The organism is Methanofollis tationis, from assembly GCF_013377755.1.
Lineage (GTDB): Archaea > Halobacteriota > Methanomicrobia > Methanomicrobiales > Methanofollaceae > Methanofollis > Methanofollis tationis.
Window position 1 is genome coordinate 2,149,466 of the sequence record NZ_JABXWR010000001.1, and the last position, 15,859, is coordinate 2,165,324.

At 60.4% G+C, this 15,859-nt stretch carries 16 protein-coding genes and 1 tRNA gene; 2 read left to right on the plus strand and 15 right to left on the minus strand.

Going from position 1 to position 15,859, the window contains the following annotated elements:
• Positions 1 to 77: 77 nt before the first annotated feature.
• The 4 genes from HWN36_RS11215 to HWN36_RS11230 form a co-directional block, all read right to left on the minus strand.
• The gene (locus HWN36_RS11215) at positions 78 to 275 is read right to left on the minus strand and encodes a hypothetical protein (RefSeq protein WP_176789467.1); all 198 of its coding nucleotides are present in this window, start codon (positions 273 to 275) and stop codon (positions 78 to 80) included.
• A gap of 28 nt (positions 276 to 303) precedes the next feature.
• The gene (locus HWN36_RS11220; RefSeq protein WP_004039278.1) at positions 304 to 555 is read right to left on the minus strand and encodes a DUF7123 family protein; all 252 of its coding nucleotides are present in this window, start codon (positions 553 to 555) and stop codon (positions 304 to 306) included.
• A 494-nt stretch (positions 556 to 1,049) separates the two neighbouring features.
• Positions 1,050 to 2,414, minus strand: coding sequence for a PFL family protein (locus tag HWN36_RS11225; RefSeq protein WP_176789468.1), 1,365 nt, complete (start codon positions 2,412 to 2,414; stop codon positions 1,050 to 1,052).
• An 11-nt stretch (positions 2,415 to 2,425) separates the two neighbouring features.
• Positions 2,426 to 2,698, minus strand: a complete 273-nt coding sequence (locus tag HWN36_RS11230; protein WP_004039276.1) for an ACT domain-containing protein — start codon at positions 2,696 to 2,698, stop codon at positions 2,426 to 2,428.
• 342 nt (positions 2,699 to 3,040) lie between these two features.
• Here HWN36_RS11230 and HWN36_RS11235 point away from each other — a divergent pair, with 342 nt between their 5' ends.
• Entirely contained in the window at positions 3,041 to 3,436 is a 396-nt protein-coding gene (locus tag HWN36_RS11235) for a SpoIIAA family protein (RefSeq protein ID WP_176789469.1), read from the plus strand.
• Positions 3,437 to 3,507: 71 nt separating this feature from the next.
• Here the strand turns inward: HWN36_RS11235 and HWN36_RS11240 are convergent, their stop codons facing one another.
• The 5 genes from HWN36_RS11240 to HWN36_RS11260 form a co-directional block, all read right to left on the minus strand.
• Positions 3,508 to 4,512 (minus strand): DUF3821 domain-containing protein, encoded by a 1,005-nt coding sequence (locus HWN36_RS11240; protein WP_176789470.1) that lies wholly within the window; start codon positions 4,510 to 4,512, stop codon positions 3,508 to 3,510.
• Between the two features lie 85 nt (positions 4,513 to 4,597).
• Positions 4,598 to 6,436, minus strand: a complete 1,839-nt coding sequence (locus HWN36_RS11245; RefSeq protein WP_176789471.1) for a DHH family phosphoesterase — start codon at positions 6,434 to 6,436, stop codon at positions 4,598 to 4,600.
• A 26-nt stretch (positions 6,437 to 6,462) separates the two neighbouring features.
• Positions 6,463 to 7,656, minus strand: a complete 1,194-nt coding sequence (locus tag HWN36_RS11250) for a potassium channel family protein (protein ID WP_176789622.1) — start codon at positions 7,654 to 7,656, stop codon at positions 6,463 to 6,465.
• 336 nt (positions 7,657 to 7,992) lie between these two features.
• A tRNA-Val gene (locus HWN36_RS11255) sits at positions 7,993 to 8,066 on the minus strand.
• A gap of 132 nt (positions 8,067 to 8,198) precedes the next feature.
• Entirely contained in the window at positions 8,199 to 8,792 is a 594-nt protein-coding gene (locus HWN36_RS11260) for a PH domain-containing protein (RefSeq protein ID WP_176789472.1), read from the minus strand.
• Positions 8,793 to 8,917: 125 nt separating this feature from the next.
• On the opposite strand from HWN36_RS11260, the gene HWN36_RS11265 reads away from it, so the two are divergent.
• Positions 8,918 to 9,499 carry a nitroreductase family protein gene (locus tag HWN36_RS11265; protein ID WP_176789473.1) on the plus strand — a complete coding sequence of 194 codons (582 nt, stop codon included), beginning with the start codon at positions 8,918 to 8,920 and terminating at the stop codon, positions 9,497 to 9,499.
• Positions 9,500 to 9,550: 51 nt separating this feature from the next.
• Here the strand turns inward: HWN36_RS11265 and mch are convergent, their stop codons facing one another.
• The 6 genes from mch to HWN36_RS11295 all read right to left on the minus strand — a co-directional run bounded on the left by mch (position 9,551) and on the right by HWN36_RS11295 (position 15,858).
• The gene (gene mch, locus HWN36_RS11270) at positions 9,551 to 10,495 is read right to left on the minus strand and encodes a methenyltetrahydromethanopterin cyclohydrolase (protein WP_176789474.1); all 945 of its coding nucleotides are present in this window, start codon (positions 10,493 to 10,495) and stop codon (positions 9,551 to 9,553) included.
• Positions 10,496 to 10,557: 62 nt separating this feature from the next.
• Complete coding sequence (locus HWN36_RS11275; protein ID WP_176789475.1) at positions 10,558 to 11,682, minus strand: ORC1-type DNA replication protein; 1,125 nt, start codon at positions 11,680 to 11,682, stop codon at positions 10,558 to 10,560.
• Positions 11,683 to 11,746: 64 nt separating this feature from the next.
• Positions 11,747 to 12,331, minus strand: coding sequence for a hypothetical protein (locus HWN36_RS11280; RefSeq protein ID WP_176789476.1), 585 nt, complete (start codon positions 12,329 to 12,331; stop codon positions 11,747 to 11,749).
• A 154-nt stretch (positions 12,332 to 12,485) separates the two neighbouring features.
• Positions 12,486 to 14,039, minus strand: a complete 1,554-nt coding sequence (locus HWN36_RS11285) for a beta-ribofuranosylaminobenzene 5'-phosphate synthase (RefSeq protein WP_176789477.1) — start codon at positions 14,037 to 14,039, stop codon at positions 12,486 to 12,488.
• 167 nt (positions 14,040 to 14,206) lie between these two features.
• Positions 14,207 to 15,382 carry a cofactor-independent phosphoglycerate mutase gene (locus HWN36_RS11290; RefSeq protein ID WP_176789478.1) on the minus strand — a complete coding sequence of 392 codons (1,176 nt, stop codon included), beginning with the start codon at positions 15,380 to 15,382 and terminating at the stop codon, positions 14,207 to 14,209.
• Complete coding sequence (locus HWN36_RS11295) at positions 15,379 to 15,858, minus strand: COG2426 family protein (RefSeq protein WP_176789479.1); 480 nt, start codon at positions 15,856 to 15,858, stop codon at positions 15,379 to 15,381. The genes HWN36_RS11290 and HWN36_RS11295 overlap by 4 nt, the downstream gene beginning before the upstream one ends.
• Position 15,859 lies beyond the last annotated feature (1 nt).

Sequence of the window (15,859 nt, forward strand, 5' to 3'; positions counted from 1 at the left end):
ATGATTCTGTTGCTGTCTTTTATGGGAATGGGCCGATCGGTTGGTGCGCAAAAGAGGGAGCGAAAGGATCCTACCTTTCAGATCTTTTCAACGGTGATCCGTACCCGATCGCCGGCCTTGAAGCCGTGACCCTTTGGCACATCGATATTGAACCAGAGCTTTCCAGGGTCTTCGTTGCTCGAACCTTCCGGTCCCTGCTGCATCAGACAGTCCTTGACCTCATTGATCCTGGCGACAAACTCGATCTCAGAATCGAACGATATGATCTTTTCCATACTTAAAAATCGAAGGGTGATATAATAATTATGCCGCTCGCGGGCTGACCAGCCAGGTGGTGGAGTTTGAATAACTCCAGCGGGTGATCTCGAGCTCCTCGCAGATTTCAGCGAGTATGGCGAGGTTCGTCCCGACCTCCTTTGACGAAAGACCGAGATCGTTGGCAATATATTTCGATTTGAAATAGTGTTTGCCTCGCTGTATGCCGTTTTTGAGATAATATACAATCCGGCTCTGGGTATCGTTGTACTTATCCCGGATACTTTTTTTATCGACCATCTCGAATCCTCGGCGTGTTAGATGTAATAGTCGATTATTATATATAGTCTTTGTTTTGACTGCCGGTTTGTCTGCGCGAGTGTTCGGGTATGCCAGTGCCCGGTCGGTTCGATGGCGAAAGGGCGATTGAGAGGCGTTCGTGAAGCCAAAATATTATCTCTGGGGCGTGGAAATCCTTGCTCCGTCATTACGGGGCATTCGATCCCGTCGGGGATGACGGAAAAGCGGTGGCGGGCGATCTTCCGGCCCGGTCGGAAAATATCCGCGCCTTGGTTCTGTTGAATCGCACATGAGTCCGGGAAGGGGACACAAGCATACCCCATGAAATGTTTTTCATGGAAATCCTATTCTGGCGTGCCTGCGCCGGGGAACTGCTGCCCCCGGCAGGCAGGAGGGGGAAGGCGGGGGATACGCGCTCCCTCCCTGCGATTAAAGGGGAGATATCAAACTCGGTATGAGGGTTTCAACCTTCATCTGACCAAAACCCCTGATTCTCAGTTCCTGAAACTATGAATCGGTGCAGGTATCCTGCCGCCACGGTTGATGAAATCTTCACACCCAAATGTGTTTACCCGCTGAACCGGTGCATGCCCTAACAGCCCTCCGAACTCCACCGTATCGCCGACATCTTTTCCTATTACCGGGATCAGGCGGACGGCGGTTGTCTTCTGGTTCACCATGCCGATCGCCGCTTCATCGGCGATGATGCCGGAGATCGTGGCGGCGGACGTGTTTCCGGGGATGGCGATCATATCCAGGCCGACCGAGCATACGCAGGTCATCGCCTCAAGTTTTTCAAGCGTCAGGGCCCCGCGGTTTACCGCATCGATCATGCCCTGGTCCTCGCTGACCGGGATAAAGGCGCCACTGAGTCCGCCGACGAAGGAACTTGCCATGACGCCCCCTTTCTTTACCTGGTCGTTCAACAGGGCAAGGGCAGCGGTGGTCCCCGGAGCGCCTGTAGATTCCAGGCCCATCTCCTCTAAAATTTCTGCCACACTGTCGCCCACCGAGGGCGTCGGCGCCAGAGAGAGATCGACGATCCCGAAAGGAACCCCGAGCCTCTCCGAGGCTTCCTGGGCCACCAGCTGCCCGACCCGGGTGACTTTAAAGGCCGTTTTCTTCACGGTCTCGCAGAGGACTTCAAAGTTCTCGCCCCTGACTCCCTCAAGGGCATGCTTGACAACCCCGGGGCCGCTGACCCCCACGTTGATCACGGCATCTGCTTCGGTCACGCCGTGAAAGGCACCGGCCATGAATGGATTGTCGTCGGGAGCGTTGCAGAAGACGACCAGTTTTGCACAGCCCAGGGAGTTGTGTTCTTTTGTCGCCTCTGCAGTCTCCTTAACAATCTCACCCATCAATTTGACGGCGTCCATGTTGATCCCGGTCCTGGTGGAGCCGATATTTACGGAACTGCATACCCGTTCCGTGGAAGAGAGGGCCATGGGAATGGAGCGGATGAGATTTTCATCGGTCCTGGTCATGCCTTTGGATACGAGAGCAGAGTAGCCTCCCAGAAAATTCACCTGCGTCGCTCTGGCGGCCTTATCCAGGGTCCTGGCAATCGCCACAAAGTCCTCGGGGCACGTGCAGGCCCTTCCACCCACCAGTGCTATCGGGGTGACGGAGATGCGTTTGTTGACGATGGGAATGCCATATTCACGTTCAATGTCCCTGCCGGTGGAGACCAGATCCTTTGCTACACAGGTGATTTTATCATAGATGTTCTGGTTCAAGATGTCCAGATCAGCGTCGCAGCAGTCAAGAAGGCTGATGCCCAGAGTAATCGTACGGACATCAAGTTTTTCCTGCTCGATCATCTTGTTTGTTTCATTTACCTCAAATAGGGTGACCATCGGAATTCCCCTCAGATACGGTGCATTTTCGTAAAAATGTCTTCATGCTGGCATCTGATTTTTACGCCGATTTCGTCGCCGAGGTTCTCAAGTTCACGTACCATCTCGCCAAAAGGTCTGGAAGACCCGCTGGTATCGACGATCATCATCATGTTAAAATAGCCCTGCACGATAGTCTGGGAAATATCTTCAACATTGACCTGATTGTCTGCCAGGTATGTGCAGACCTTCGCAATGATCCCGACTGCATCTTTGCCTACGACGGTGATGATGGTTTTTTTCATGCTCTGTCGCACCCTTATGGTACCATAGGCATTCTTTGGGGATTAACTCGCGGGGGCATGCGGGTTGGAGCGGGGCGTTGCGGGCGTTCGCATCAAGCCCTTTTCGGTCGGCGCCACGCGTATCTGCAGGATTCATCTTCGGTGCCGGGATCTTTGCGGCGCTCCATCCGGAGATCTTCCGCCCATGACCATCATGCCGGTGATGCCGGTGCTCCCCGTCTTCGCGGTCGTGCTCTCCGGGCCCGGGACGGTGGACCCTGGCAGGAACCGGCAACCTATTTATCAGGACGATCTCCTTACTCTCAGTCATCTGTCGGGAAGGACAGGCACGGGGTGGGGAAGATGATAGAGATACTGCCGGAAAGCACGGGAGGCGTCATCGGGTTTTTGATCAGCGGCGACGTCACCGATGAGGACTACATGCAGGTGTTCATGCCGGCGATCGACCTGGCGATCGAACGCTACGGCACCGTCCGTGTGCTGGTCGATATCGTCGATTTCAAGGGGGAAGACTTCGGAGCGATGGCCGACGACCTCATTCAGGACATCAAGGTTTCCTCGGTCGAGCGTGAGGCGATCGTCGGTGGGGAGGAATGGGAGGCTCGTCTGCTCTCTGTTCAGCCGGCGTTCTTCCTCTTCTCCAGCACCGATGTCAGGTTCTTCAGGCCCGAACACCGCCAGGAGGCATGGAGATGGATCGAGGAGGGGATGCGTGCGTCCGGGCCTGAGTCGCGCTGAAGGGGAACACTGATTTCTGGTTTATCGGCGACGCAGGTCGGGGGTCAGGCAGGTTTGCTCTGAAAAAGGTGTTATTTCCGCCTCAACACCAGGAGGAGTGCAGCCGCCGCACCGATCAGGGGCAGGAGCGCTGTCCCGGCCGCCTGCGTCGTCGGTGCCGTCGTCGGCGGCGCTGTGGTCTCCGTGGCGGTCGGCAGGGCCGTGGTTGCGGTCGTCACCGGCGGTGTCGTGGCCGTCGGTGCAGGGGGTGCCGTCGTCGGTGGCGCTGTGGTCTCCGTCGTCGCCGGCGTCACCGTGACGTCCACTCCTATCCGGTCGCCCACAAAGAACGTGATTACATTCGAGTCCTCTGCGGAGTCGGCAAAACTCTGCGGAGAACGCCACCGCGCCTGCACCCTGTATGTGCCCTCTTCAAGGCGGTCGAGGACGATCGGGGCGGCGAGGTCGTCGGTGTAGAACTGCTGGGCCGTGACCGGAAGGTTTGCAAGGTTCGCCCCGCCGAAGGCGGTCATCTCGGCGCCGCCCGGCGTCGTGACGACAATATCGACGGAGGCATGGGTCGCTCCAGCGACATAATCACTCCCCACGAACGGCGAGACGACCTTGATCGCGATCGACGTTCCGACAGGTATCGTAATCCCTTCGATCCTCTCGGCATGATACGGGTTTGCGAGCACCGCCTCGATGCTCACTTCTGGATAACGCACGGTGACGCTCTTTGTCGTCAGGCCGTCCGCCTGGCTGTAGGCATAATACAGCCCGGTGTACCCCCTGACCGAGGCGTCCAGCACGTCAAGGTTCGTATCGTCCGCCACCGGGATCTCGTTGACGATCCCTTTTGTGACGTCGTCGTCGGTGAAACGCCTGAGGGCAGTGACCGGGTTGCCGGTCGCGGTATTCTGCAGGGCGGTGATATCGAGTCCCTCCTCATAGACGAATATCGTGTCGCCCGGCAGGACATCGGAAATGGTGGCGCCCCGTGCCGAAACCGGAGCGGCAAGTGCCGCAAAGAGCAGCAGTGCAAGGCAGCAGAGCACGCATATGCCTGTCCCTGTATGATCCAGTCTTCGCTCCATAATGATCCTACCCATGCGGTTTGGAAAACTTATGCCTTTCGCAAAATCAGAGAAAAAGAGATTGATGGTATGGATTCCGGGTGCCTTATTCGACCGGGGCCTGCCCGATCTTCTCGATAAGGCCGTTGAGGGAGGCTTCGCGCATACCCTCGACGAACTTGATCGAGCCGACGACCAGGTGACCGCCGCCGCTGATGCCGCCGCCGGTGATCTCGTCATGGAGTTCGCGGACCATCCGCGGGATGTTCATGAGCACGCCGCGGGAGCGGAGCACTGCAAAGTCCGGGCCAAAACCGAGAGTGACCACCGGTTCTCCCGGGTGCTGCCGGCAGAGCCGGTCGTGGATCTCGCCCGAGGTCTTGCCCGGCGGGGGGAAGGTGAAGCGGTGGGCGAAGATCTCCACGTCGATCCTGAAGAGATATGCCCCGTTCGGGAGCCGCTCCTCGACCACATGGGGCATGGACGCCGCCATCTGCTCTTCGATTGCCGCGTTCGCCGATTCGACCAGGAGGCCGATGAGGTTCTTATGGAGGTCGCGGTTCCCCTTGAGATTGAGGATGTCCTTGATCAGTTCCCTGCCGTCGTTGAACCTGAGCCAGAACTGCTCGTAGTCCAGGGCAAGGGCGATGTCCTTGCATTCCTGCTCGGAATAATCCTCTGCGATGAGGTCGAGATAGCGCTGCCGTTCGGGCGCCTCGCTCCGGTCGCCGACGCCCGCGACGGCTGGCAGGTGCCTGATTGCGTCGCTGACCTTCGGGTTGATCAGCCGCGCCACCTCGGTCCCGAGCATGCCGGCCGTGACCCCGAAATCCCCGCCGACGTGGTAGGGGTTGACATGGGCGATCACGTAGTCGTCGACGATTGCGTCCGGGTGGTGGTGGTCGACGACGATCATCGGGAGGCTATAGATCTGGGCCATCTTCATCGAGGGGAGGTCCTCCTCGGTGGAGCCGTTGTCCATCAGGACGATCAGCGGCATCTTCTGCCCGAACCGCTCGTGGTCCTTCAGGGCGAAGTCGAGGTCGCGGGTGATGTCCTCGATCTCATAGAAGGGCGCCTTTGAGGGGGAGCGCTTGAAGAGATAGTAGGCGGTGTCCAGGTCGTCGCCTTCCTGGCGCATCAGGGAGATCACCGCCTGCTCGACGGCGACGGCGGCCGAGATGCCGTCGGCGTCTGCATGGTGGCGGAGGATGATCGGCTGCGCCTCGAAGACGGCCCGCCTGATCATCTTTGCAACTTTCCGCATCGCGGGGCGCAGGCGGTCGAGGACGTCGCTCTCGATCAGGAGCGGGATATCCTCGGGTTCGGCGCGCGCGTCGAGGGCTGTCTCGATCCGGTCGTGCACTCTCTGTGCGTCCTCGCCGGTGAGCGCCTCCATCGAGCTGACCTCGATCTGGAGCTGGTTCTGCCGGCGCATCACCTCTCCGCTGACCATCACGGTGCTCCCGAGTTCGATCTCGGGATATGCCCGGACGCCGGCCTCGATAAAGGCGGCGGCGTTGCCGCTCCCGGACTCATCGACGAGGGTGAAGATCGTCGGCCCGCTCGTCTGCTTGATCTGGGCGACCGAGGCTTCGAGGGTGACGCTCCTGCCGACCTGCGATGAGAGATCGCCCATTTTTGTCACATGGACCCGCCTGGTGACAGTCTCGAGCCGGTACACCCGGGGCAGGACCTCTGCAAGGTCAATGTTCCCGTTGTTCCTGATATTGATGACCTTTACAAAGATCTGCTCGCGCTCCTGGTGCTCCTGAACCATGTTGCTCTTGTGGATCAGTCCCTTGAGCCGGGCGTTCAACTGGACGAAGGTTCCGAAGTTTGCAAAGCCCTGAACGGTCCCTGCATAGGTTTTCCCTTCTTCGACCTCCCCGATCCCGCAGTTAGGGCCGAGGGAATAGATTATCGTATCTTCTTGATTCGCCATCTTCGTACTCTCTTGAATGATAATGCTTATGTATTTTTACCCGAGCAGAGGGTTGCGAGTTGCTCTTCGCCGTCCCGACGCCCCTTCGCGACGATGAGGTCGCCGGCGAAGAGGCGCTCGTCTCTGCCCGGCCTGTACGTCCAGCGCTCTCCGCCGCGCCTGATCGCAAGCACGACCATGCCGGTGACGGTGGCGAGGGACATCTCTTTCAGGCTTCGGTTCGCAAGCGCCGATCCTTCTTCCACCTCGAAACGGGTGATGATCTCGTCGGACTCCCGAACAATCATCCTGAACACCGGGGGGATCTCGATATCGCGGAGGAGGACGTCGGCGATCGCAGACGCCGCTTCTGCGATCGTCTCTGCGAATGAGGAGAGGTGGAGGAGGCCCCTGAGGTATTCCACGTTCTCGATGCGTTTTGCCGCTTCCAGGACCCAGAGGTCGAACTGGTAGCGCATATCCTCCATCCGCCCTTCAAGCGCTCTGACCTCCCGTGCAAGGTCTTCGTTGGTGAAGAGGAGGGCGGTGTAGGCGAGACCGACGGCGAGTTCCGAGAGGTTCTTCATCTCGATCATCAGGGCGACGGCCCGGTCGAGATCGTCGACGCACCCGGCCCGCGCCCATTCGCGGTGGGGCTCGGGGGTGGCTCCGGCCATCGTATGGAGCGGAGCCACGCCGGCACCGATCCCCTTTGCAAGGAGGATGTCCCCGCCTTTGATCACGGAGCGTTTGTCGGGATCGTAGATCCAGCCGTTTCCGCGCCGGATCGCGATCACCCGCATCCCGGACCGGCTCTGGAGTTTCACCTCGCCGAGGGTTGTTCCGTCGAGCAGGGCGTGAGGGGCGACCTCGATCCGCACTGTCACCTCTTCGGCCTCGGGAAGGGCTTCGCGCAGTTTTTGCGGGAACTTTGCACCTTTCCTGATGATCCGTGCGATCTCGGTGGCCGAGTTGGCGATCCGTTCCGCCGACTCGGCGATCTGCAGGAGCCCGCTCATCGATTCCGCCTCTTCGACCCTTCTGGCACCGAGCATCCCGGAGATGCGCGCCTGGTAGGTGTGGCGGTTCATGATCTCTTCAAGGTTCTCGATTTCGCCGGCGATCTCCCGGCTCTCGAAGAGGATCGCAGAATAGGCAAGGTCAACCATCAGCTCGGAGATGTCCTTCATCTCGATGAGGACATCCTTGAGGCTGGTCGGCTGATACTCGACTTCCATCATCTGTGTGTACCGTCTCTCATGTACGTATGGCATCGGGAGTATATTAACCGGTAGTTCTGTGCAGGCTGCGGCCGTTCCGAACGTGAAGTGCGGCTGCAAATGGCCAGTTGTGACCACAGGAGGAAATTGGAGATTTGAACCCATAAAATGGCGAACGAAAAGATATACTGGCGCAAATCGGTTACGGGATGCATCACGCTCTCTCTGGAAGCGGATGGATGTTTGCAGGGATCGGTCGAGAATGCTTCCCGATTTATCGAATCTCTTATCATGAGTGCTAAAACCGGAATAAATCCTGTTTTATTCACGATTTCTCAAAACAGGGGCAAAAACCCATGGGCCTGTCCGGGTTCGAACCGGAGATCTTCGCCGTGTAAGGGCGACGTCATAACCGACTAGACCACAAGCCCCGAAATACCGTTTATTGTTGCACCTTGGATCATATATCTCTGTTGCCCTCCTGCTTCTCTCTCCGGCAGGGCTGGAACACTCTGATTGCACCGCCCCGCAGCAGGGGAGGGGGCGGCGATCACCCGATGCCGCTAGCGTTTTTCCCCGGCCATACCTTCGAGCAGGTGCCTGATCGCCCGCAGTTCCGCGATCACGTCGCCTTCCTCCCCGGACGTCTCCGCGCCGCCGGTCGCCGCCGCCACCGGCGCTCGTCCCCTCACCTGGGCCATGATCAGTTCCCTGAGGGGCTCGGGCTCCTCGATGCCCATCAGTTTGATCTCGGCCTGCGGCTGCGCCGAGTAGCCGGCGGTCTGGATGCGGAGGTCAGAGATGCCGAAATAGCGCATCACCGGCCCCTGGATGATATCGACGTTTGTGATCCGGTTGTAGGGCACGATCCCGGTCTGCCTGAACCAGACCCCCCGCCGCCAGGTCATCTCGGTCGGCGTCAGGTGGTAGAGGATGCTCTGGTAGTACATCGGGATCCATGCGCCGACAAAGACGGCGATCGCCGAGATCCCGAGGGCGATCGCGAGTATCACCGGGAGGGGGGCGCCGGCGAAAATGGTCGGGAGGATCGCAAAGGCGACCAGAAACACGATGACGATGATCAGAGAAAGGAAGTAATAGGCCCTGAACCGGGGGGCCGGTTTGAACTCCTTTCCAATGGTAATCTCTTCGGACATGATGCTTCGACCTCTGTACCCGGTAATCGACGCCGCACCTCATCAATCCATGTGCCGGGCGCCCCCTGTCCTCTGCCCTGACCCTGACGAACCTTTATTATGCCGGTGTACAAGAAGGCGTTCCTATGCCACCACATGCCGAAGAAGTCCTGGACGCCATCATGGGGAGGCGGAGCATCCGTGCCTATGAGGGCCGCTACCTTGACGATGAGACCGTGCTCTCGATCATCCATGCGGGGATCCATGCTCCGACAACGCTCGGCCTCCAGCCGTGGCGTTTTGTCGTCGTCCGCGACCACGACCTCATGAAGCAGATCTCCGACTACTGCAAACCAATCCTGCTCCTCAACCTGAAGGATATGACCGCTCCCGAAGCGGTAGAGCAGAAAAAACTGCTCGCTTCCAGGGATTTCAACATCTTCTATGGTGCGGCCGTCCTGGTCCTCGTTCTCGGGGACGAGAAAAACCGTTTCAGCACCTATGATTGCACGCTCTGCGCCGGAACCATGATGCTCGCCGCCCATGCACTGGGAGTCGGGAGCTGCTGGATCGGGGCTGCGGGCCCGGTCTCAGGCAACCCGGAGCTGATGAAGGCCCTGAAGGTGCCTGAGGGGTGGATGATCGTGGCGCCGATCGTCCTGGGCTACCCGAAGGAGATCCCTGAAAAACCGCCGCGGCGCGAACCCGAGATCGACTGGGTCAGATAATCGCGGGGAGGATCATTCCCTCCCCCTCTCAATTCTCCAAAAAAAACGTATTCACTGAAGCCCGAAGGACTTCAGGGTCACCTCGGGGTTCACGCCGCCGACGCGGTAGATGACACCCTCGGAGAGCTCGTTGATGATCACTTCTGCCGGCGAGAAGAGCGAGGTGTCGATCTTGTAGAAGTCGTAGCCCGCTTCCTTGAAGATCTCGTTGAAGGGCTTGCCGTAGCCCTGCGACGTGCAGGACGGAATCTTATCGAGGTAGTCCTTGATCTCGGGCGCCTTCATCGTCAGGGAGATCTGGCCGTGGTAGATGGTGGCGTCGTTGGTGACACCCATGGCGAGCTTGGGGCCGCGGACCGGCGGAATCGGGGCGGTGCCGAAGCCGGAGATGATCTTTCTGGTATCGAACCCGAGTTCGTTCAGTTTGTAGACGGCGGTCTCGACACAGCGGCCGGCGACCTGGATGGACCCGACGATCGAGGAGGTCGGGGCGACGATGGCGCAGGTGTTGGCAACGTCCACCTTGCAGGACTCGGCGATCTTCTGCATGACCTCGCCGTTCGGGAGGTGGTCGCTCTCCAGGCAGATCACGGCCGTATCGCACTCGTCCTCGTAGCCGATCACCTCATAGGTGTGCTTCGGCTTGAGGGAGAGGGCGCGTGCCGGTCCCGACCCCATCGCAAAGTAGTTGCCGACCTTGACGGTCCAGCCGGCTTTCTGGGCGCCGAGGCAGGCGATCGCCGGGAAATCGGTGGAGACCTCGATGAAAGGCATCGGAACCCCCTTGATCTGCCCCATGGTGAAGTTGATCTCGGCGAGACCGCCGAGGCAGATGTCTGTGAAGACGCGTCCTGCCCGGTATCCACCTTCTACGCTTACACCCGCATCGACGATCCGCGCACCGTTGTCCAGTTCGTGGGCGGCGGCATTGTAGTCTTCAGGATATTCGAAGATGTCGTTAAATATATCAAGGGCCTGTTCGTTCACGCTCAGCATGGAAATATCACCGTTCACATAAACAACGCAAAGAGAATAGATAAGACTTGCCAATCGATCGCTCAGTCCAGCAGTTCGAGGACGCGCTGCGGCTCGTACCTGAGCGTGATCACCCGTGTCCGGCCCCGTCCTTCCCGGTAATCGAGATTTATCAGCCTTATTGCGTCAAGCTTCTTGACGATCTCGTGGAAACGGGTGTAACCGAGTTTTGCTTCCTGTTTTGCATGCTTATAGACCTCGCCGGCGTTCATCTCACCGCCGCCGACGCTCATTGTGGCGATTGTCCTGAGCAGATTTTTCTCCTCGGTTTTCAGGGTCCGCAGGGTGAAGGTGAGGTGGAGGTACTTCGAGATCTGGTATGCGCGGCAGACATCGTCCTCCTCGATCCGCCGGCGTGCATCCTTTTCGGCGTTTAAAGCCGCCCTCTTCAGCAGGTCAAGCCCGACCCGCAGGTCGCCGCTCTTCATGGTCTGCTCGGTGACGAGGTCGAGCATTGTATCAGGGAGCACGCCAGGGTAGAGGCCGGTGAGCACCCGCTCGGTGAGGATGTGCCTGACCTCGTCTGCCGAATAGGGTGGGAAATAGATCTCGGTCGGCCGAAAGACCGAGGCGACCCTCGGGTCGACCTCACGCGAGAGGTCGACGCTCAGATCGGAGATGATCGTGATCACCCCGATCCTGGTGCCCGGATAGGACTCGTGCGCCCTGAGGAGTGCGTAGAGCACCCGGTTGATCTCGTTTTCATAGAGGAGATAGTTGGCGTCGTCGAGGGCGACGAGGAGGACTGCCTCCTCCTTCAGGAGGATCCGGCAGATGGCGTCGAAGATCTGCTTGAACGAGGTGCCCGAGGTCGGCGGGAGATGACCCGAGAGTTTATGATAGATCTGGGCAAAGATGGCGAACTTGGTGTTGTCGATCTGGCAGTTGATGTACACCGGAATGAGTTTTCTGGTGGCCTCCTCGATCTGGGTGAAGAGTTTGCGCACGCTCGTCGTCTTGCCGGTGCCGGGAAGCCCCCTGCAGATCGTGTTCAGGGGGCGGCCGCCTCGCAGGCCGGGTTTGATCTGGAAGGCGAGCTCCCGCATCTGGGTCTCGCGGTAGTCGAACTGCTCAGGGACGTAGTCGATTTCAAACACCTCGGGGTCTCGAAAGAGCGTTTCGTCCCACATGAGCAGGTCCCGTTTCATTATTGATCCCTCGTGCCGGGCCTATATATTATATTGGACGCCGTGCCTCTCCTGCGCCGCTGTCTCACCTCTGGTGGGTCAGCCGGTCCATGCAGGCCTTGCAGAGCGTCCGGTTCAGGAAGAGCTGGCTCATCTGCTTCTGGGTCTTTGTCACGGCGGCTTTGCACTCCTCGCAGAGGTCCGGTGCCGCTGCAGCAGGTTCAGGCGCCTTTTTCGCCGGTGTCTCCGGTGCATGGGCGAGAGGTTTTGCCATTGCCGCCGCAGGGCCGGGCGTCGTCACGGGTTTGGGTTCTGCCGCTGCCCGGGCCGGCTCTTGCTGTTCTTTTGCAACGGCCGGTTCCGGTACGGGCTTCTTCACGGGTTCTTGGGGCGCTTCCACCGCAACAGGCGTCAGCACCGTCTGCACCCCGGGTTCGGGATGTTTTTCTGTGGCCTTCATCGAGAACACCCGTTTTCGATAGGTGTCCACACGTTCTGCCGTCGCCTCGTCGCCGCGCCCGAGGCGGGCAAGGGTGGCGTCGAGGAAGCCCGCGAGGTCGTCGGCTTCCTCGGGCGAACTGACCTCGCCCGTGATCTCAAGGCGGATATTCTCGTAGTTGTCCAGGTTGACGGTGATACCCAGAGTGAGTGTCTTTTTTGTCGGCGTCATGATCACAGATAGATGGTGGTCTGATATCTAATATGCGCTGGATACTCTTCCGGGAACCGGATTGCGGACATCCGGGTGAACGCTGCAGGGATGGTTCTCAGGGGAAATCAGGTCCGGGTTTCAGACCGGGTCTTCGACCGGACCCAGATCTCGCTTATGCCGTCCGGATCTCTGCCCCGCGGTTGCGCGCGCGGGTGAGGACCGTCGTCCCTCCACACCCTCCCATCGCCTCCTTTGCGGCGTGCTCGGCCTCGATCATCCCGGTGTCGCCGATCGCATAGACCGTCGGCCCGAAGGAGCTCAGGCCCACGCATGCGGCGTCTGTGCTCCTCAGCGCCGCAATCAGTTCCTGTGTCAGGGGCGGCTGGAGGCTGTGCTCGACGCGTTTGAACCCGATCTCCTGGATCGTGTTCACCGCGGACCCGAAGAGGTCGAGGTCGTGATCGACGATCCCGGGCAGCATCTGCATCAGGATCGTATGACAGAGCGCCTGCACCTCCCCGAGGGGGACCGGGCAGTGGTCCCTGAAGATGTGCTTCTCCTGCTGCCCGCTGACCCCGGCGCCGACCGTCGGGGTGGCAAGGAGGATCTGCCAGTCTGTCGGGAAGGCGTGCCTGAGCACCACCGGCGCCGGCCTGATCCCGCGGGACGCCGCCGATGGCCTGAAGTCATTTTTCTCTCCCGACGCCCCGAAACTGTGCCCGCCGTCAAGGACAAACCCGCCCGACTCAAAGGCCGCCGTCCCGATCCCCGATGTGCCGCCACGCCCGGCGAGGGCTGCAATCTCTCTTGTGCAGGGGGGCGCGCTGCCGGGTGCGGGCCGCCGGTAGAGTTCGGCAAGCGCCCGGGCGGTGGCGAGGGCGAGCTGGGTGCCGCTCCCGAGGCCGGCATGCCTGGGATATGTGTGTCGCAGGGTGATCTCGGCGCCCCCGTTCACGCCCATCGCCGGGAGCACCTGCCCGGCCGTCTTTTTTACCGTCTCCGCACTCTCTTGATCGCCGTGGACCGCGATCTCCTCGCTCCGCCTCGCCTCAAGCACGATCGTCGGCTCTTCGAGAGAGATCCCGATCCCCCCGTCGACGCGCCCCGAACTCCCGTTCATATCGATCAGGGTCATGTGGATCCGCGCCGGGGCCTCCACGATCACCCGGGTATCGTCGGCAAACGTCCCGTACGGGAAGGTCTCGTTGATGGCGATGAGAGGTTTTCCCCGGTTGATGATCTGGTATTTCCGGGAGAGGAGGGGTTCGTGGCGGTATATCCCGAATATCCGGCTGAGTTCGGTATCGGCGACGACGACGCCGGCCTCCTTGAGTTCTCTGCGCGCCTCGATCCGGTGCATCTGCATGATCCGGCCGATCGGGATGTCGGCCCGCATGAGGTCCTGCCTGAACGCCGGGTCGAGCCTGCTGAGCGGCGTATCTGAGACGGCGTACATGAGTGTTTCCCCGGTATCGCCGTTGTTCAGGGTCACGATGCGGTGGTTGACCTCTTCACCTTCAGGGATGTCGAGGTCTGCCGCAACCTTCTCGTCTGCCGGGACGATCCGTTGCAGGAGGGTGGCGACTTCTACCCGGCATCCGAGCACGTTTTCCAGGATGGCGGTCACGGATCCGTCTGTTCCGAGCAGGATCTTCTGCATCGGTGAGAGGGTGCCTACCTCTCTCTCGATCTCCCGGATCGTGCTGGCGATGCTGAATGGTGCCATGGTCTTCTCTCTGGTGGCAGTTACGAACAATAATTACCGGGGCTCACCAATATACTATTCTCTGGAACCATACCGGGTTCACTGCGGCAGATGATGAGAGTTACCCCCACTGATCAGTGATGAAGCAGGGTGCTGATGCCGCAACCGCTTTTAAAAAGAGTTTTTTGTTATTCCTTCTGTTCGAAGGGTTTCTTCCCGAAGAGGAGGGAGAGGAAATCCGGCCCCTCGACCAGACCGAAGGCGCCGTTCGCCGCCGCCCGCTCTGAGTAGGCGACGGTATCGTCCCGCGCCCGGCCGCGGATCGCGAACGGCACCGGGTCGCGGGTATGGGTCTTCAGCCTGATCGGGGTCGGGTGGTCGGGGAGGACGGCCACCGTCCCGTCGAAGTGGTCCAGGATCGTGCCGACGATCCCGTCGACCCCCTCGATCGCCCGCACCTTCTCCTCCACGCTCCCCATATGCCCGGCCTCGTCCGGCGCCTCGACGTGGATGTAGACGAAGTCGAGACGCTCGATCGCCTCCAGAGCACAGCGAGCCTTTGCGGCGTAGTCGGTGTCCAGGAAACCGGTGGCGCCGGGCACATGGATCACCTCCATCCCGGCGTAGCGGGCGATGCCGTTGAGGAGGTCGACCGCCGAGATCATCCCGCCTGAGAGCCCCCAGCGCTCATGGAACGCGGGGATGGACGGGCGCTCCCCTCCGCTCCACGGCCATATCGTCGTGGCCGGGAGTTTTCCTGCGGCGATGCGCGCCCGGTTTACCGGGTGGTCGGCGAAGGCCGCCGTAGCCGCCTCCATGCACCGGGAGAGCAGGGGGGCGTCCGGACCTTCGGGAAGGTGCGGCACCGTCTCCTGCCCGACGATATCGTGGGGCGGGGTGGTCACCGACCCCTTTGCGCCGTGGACGACCATCAGGTTCCGGTACGAGATGCCCGGGTGAAACTCAACGCCCGGCACCTTCCCCTCCAGGGAGGCGATGAGCGCCGCTCCTTCCTCGCTGGTGATGTGCCCGGCGTTGAAGTCCTCCATCACGCCGCCGCGCACCGTGACCAGGTTGAAGCGATACGCATAGTCGGTCGGGGCGAGGTCGATGCCCATGCTGGCGGCTTCGAGGGGGCCCCGGCCCGTATAGCAGGTGCCGGGATCGTAGCCGAGCACCGAGAGGTTGGCGACGTCGCTGCCAGGCTCGTAGACGTCTTTTACCGTGCGCAAAAGACCGCAGGCTCCTTCCCGCGCCACCCGGTCCATATTGGGGGTATCTGCATATTCAAGGGGCGTTTTTCCGCCGAGTTCCTCAATGGGCTCGTCGGCCATCCCGTCCCCGAGAACGACGATGTATTTCATGGGTATCCTCCAGGTATTCCCTGTATAATGGTGATCCCGAGCATGGTAATGGTAGTGATGGTGATGGCAACGATCATCCCGGCGGCGATCGCGGGGAGGGCATAGCGGAAGCGGATCCCGAAGACGAACGCCGCCGCGCAGGCGGTCCACGACCCGGTCACCGGGATGGGCACGGCAACGAAGGGGACGAGGGCCAGCGCCCCCCAGCGCTCGAAACGCTCGGTGTGCCGGCGCGTCCGGGTGAAGAGCCAGTCGAAGAAGCGCGCAAAAATTTTCGAGTGCGCGCTCAGGAAGTCCGAAACCGGCTCCAGCAGGAGGAGGAGCACGACGACGACGGCGAGGTTGCTCACGAATCCGACGGCAAACGCCGCTGGCGGCGGGTAGCCCCCCTGTATGGCGAGGGGGATCGCATATCGCGACTCCCAGAACGGCAGGGCGCTCTGGACGGCCAGGAGGGTTGTTGCGATCAGGTCCATA

Bases quoted from the DNA above. Each gene is read 5' to 3' on its own strand.
- HWN36_RS11215 (WP_176789467.1), bottom strand. From the start codon at position 275: ATGGAAAAGATCATATCGTTCGATTCTGAGATCGAGTTTGTCGCCAGG.
- HWN36_RS11220 (WP_004039278.1), bottom strand. From the start codon at position 555: ATGGTCGATAAAAAAAGTATCCGGGATAAGTACAACGATACCCAGAGC.
- HWN36_RS11225 (WP_176789468.1), bottom strand. From the start codon at position 2,414: ATGGTCACCCTATTTGAGGTAAATGAAACAAACAAGATGATCGAGCAG.
- HWN36_RS11230 (WP_004039276.1), bottom strand. From the start codon at position 2,698: ATGAAAAAAACCATCATCACCGTCGTAGGCAAAGATGCAGTCGGGATC.
- HWN36_RS11235 (WP_176789469.1), top strand. From the start codon at position 3,041: ATGATAGAGATACTGCCGGAAAGCACGGGAGGCGTCATCGGGTTTTTG.
- HWN36_RS11240 (WP_176789470.1), bottom strand. From the start codon at position 4,512: ATGGAGCGAAGACTGGATCATACAGGGACAGGCATATGCGTGCTCTGC.
- HWN36_RS11245 (WP_176789471.1), bottom strand. From the start codon at position 6,436: ATGGCGAATCAAGAAGATACGATAATCTATTCCCTCGGCCCTAACTGC.
- HWN36_RS11250 (WP_176789622.1), bottom strand. From the start codon at position 7,656: ATGATGGAAGTCGAGTATCAGCCGACCAGCCTCAAGGATGTCCTCATC.
- HWN36_RS11260 (WP_176789472.1), bottom strand. From the start codon at position 8,792: ATGTCCGAAGAGATTACCATTGGAAAGGAGTTCAAACCGGCCCCCCGG.
- HWN36_RS11265 (WP_176789473.1), top strand. From the start codon at position 8,918: ATGCCACCACATGCCGAAGAAGTCCTGGACGCCATCATGGGGAGGCGG.
- mch (WP_176789474.1), bottom strand. From the start codon at position 10,495: ATGCTGAGCGTGAACGAACAGGCCCTTGATATATTTAACGACATCTTC.
- HWN36_RS11275 (WP_176789475.1), bottom strand. From the start codon at position 11,682: ATGAAACGGGACCTGCTCATGTGGGACGAAACGCTCTTTCGAGACCCC.
- HWN36_RS11280 (WP_176789476.1), bottom strand. From the start codon at position 12,331: ATGACGCCGACAAAAAAGACACTCACTCTGGGTATCACCGTCAACCTG.
- HWN36_RS11285 (WP_176789477.1), bottom strand. From the start codon at position 14,039: ATGGCACCATTCAGCATCGCCAGCACGATCCGGGAGATCGAGAGAGAG.
- HWN36_RS11290 (WP_176789478.1), bottom strand. From the start codon at position 15,382: ATGAAATACATCGTCGTTCTCGGGGACGGGATGGCCGACGAGCCCATT.
- HWN36_RS11295 (WP_176789479.1), bottom strand. From the start codon at position 15,858: ATGGACCTGATCGCAACAACCCTCCTGGCCGTCCAGAGCGCCCTGCCG.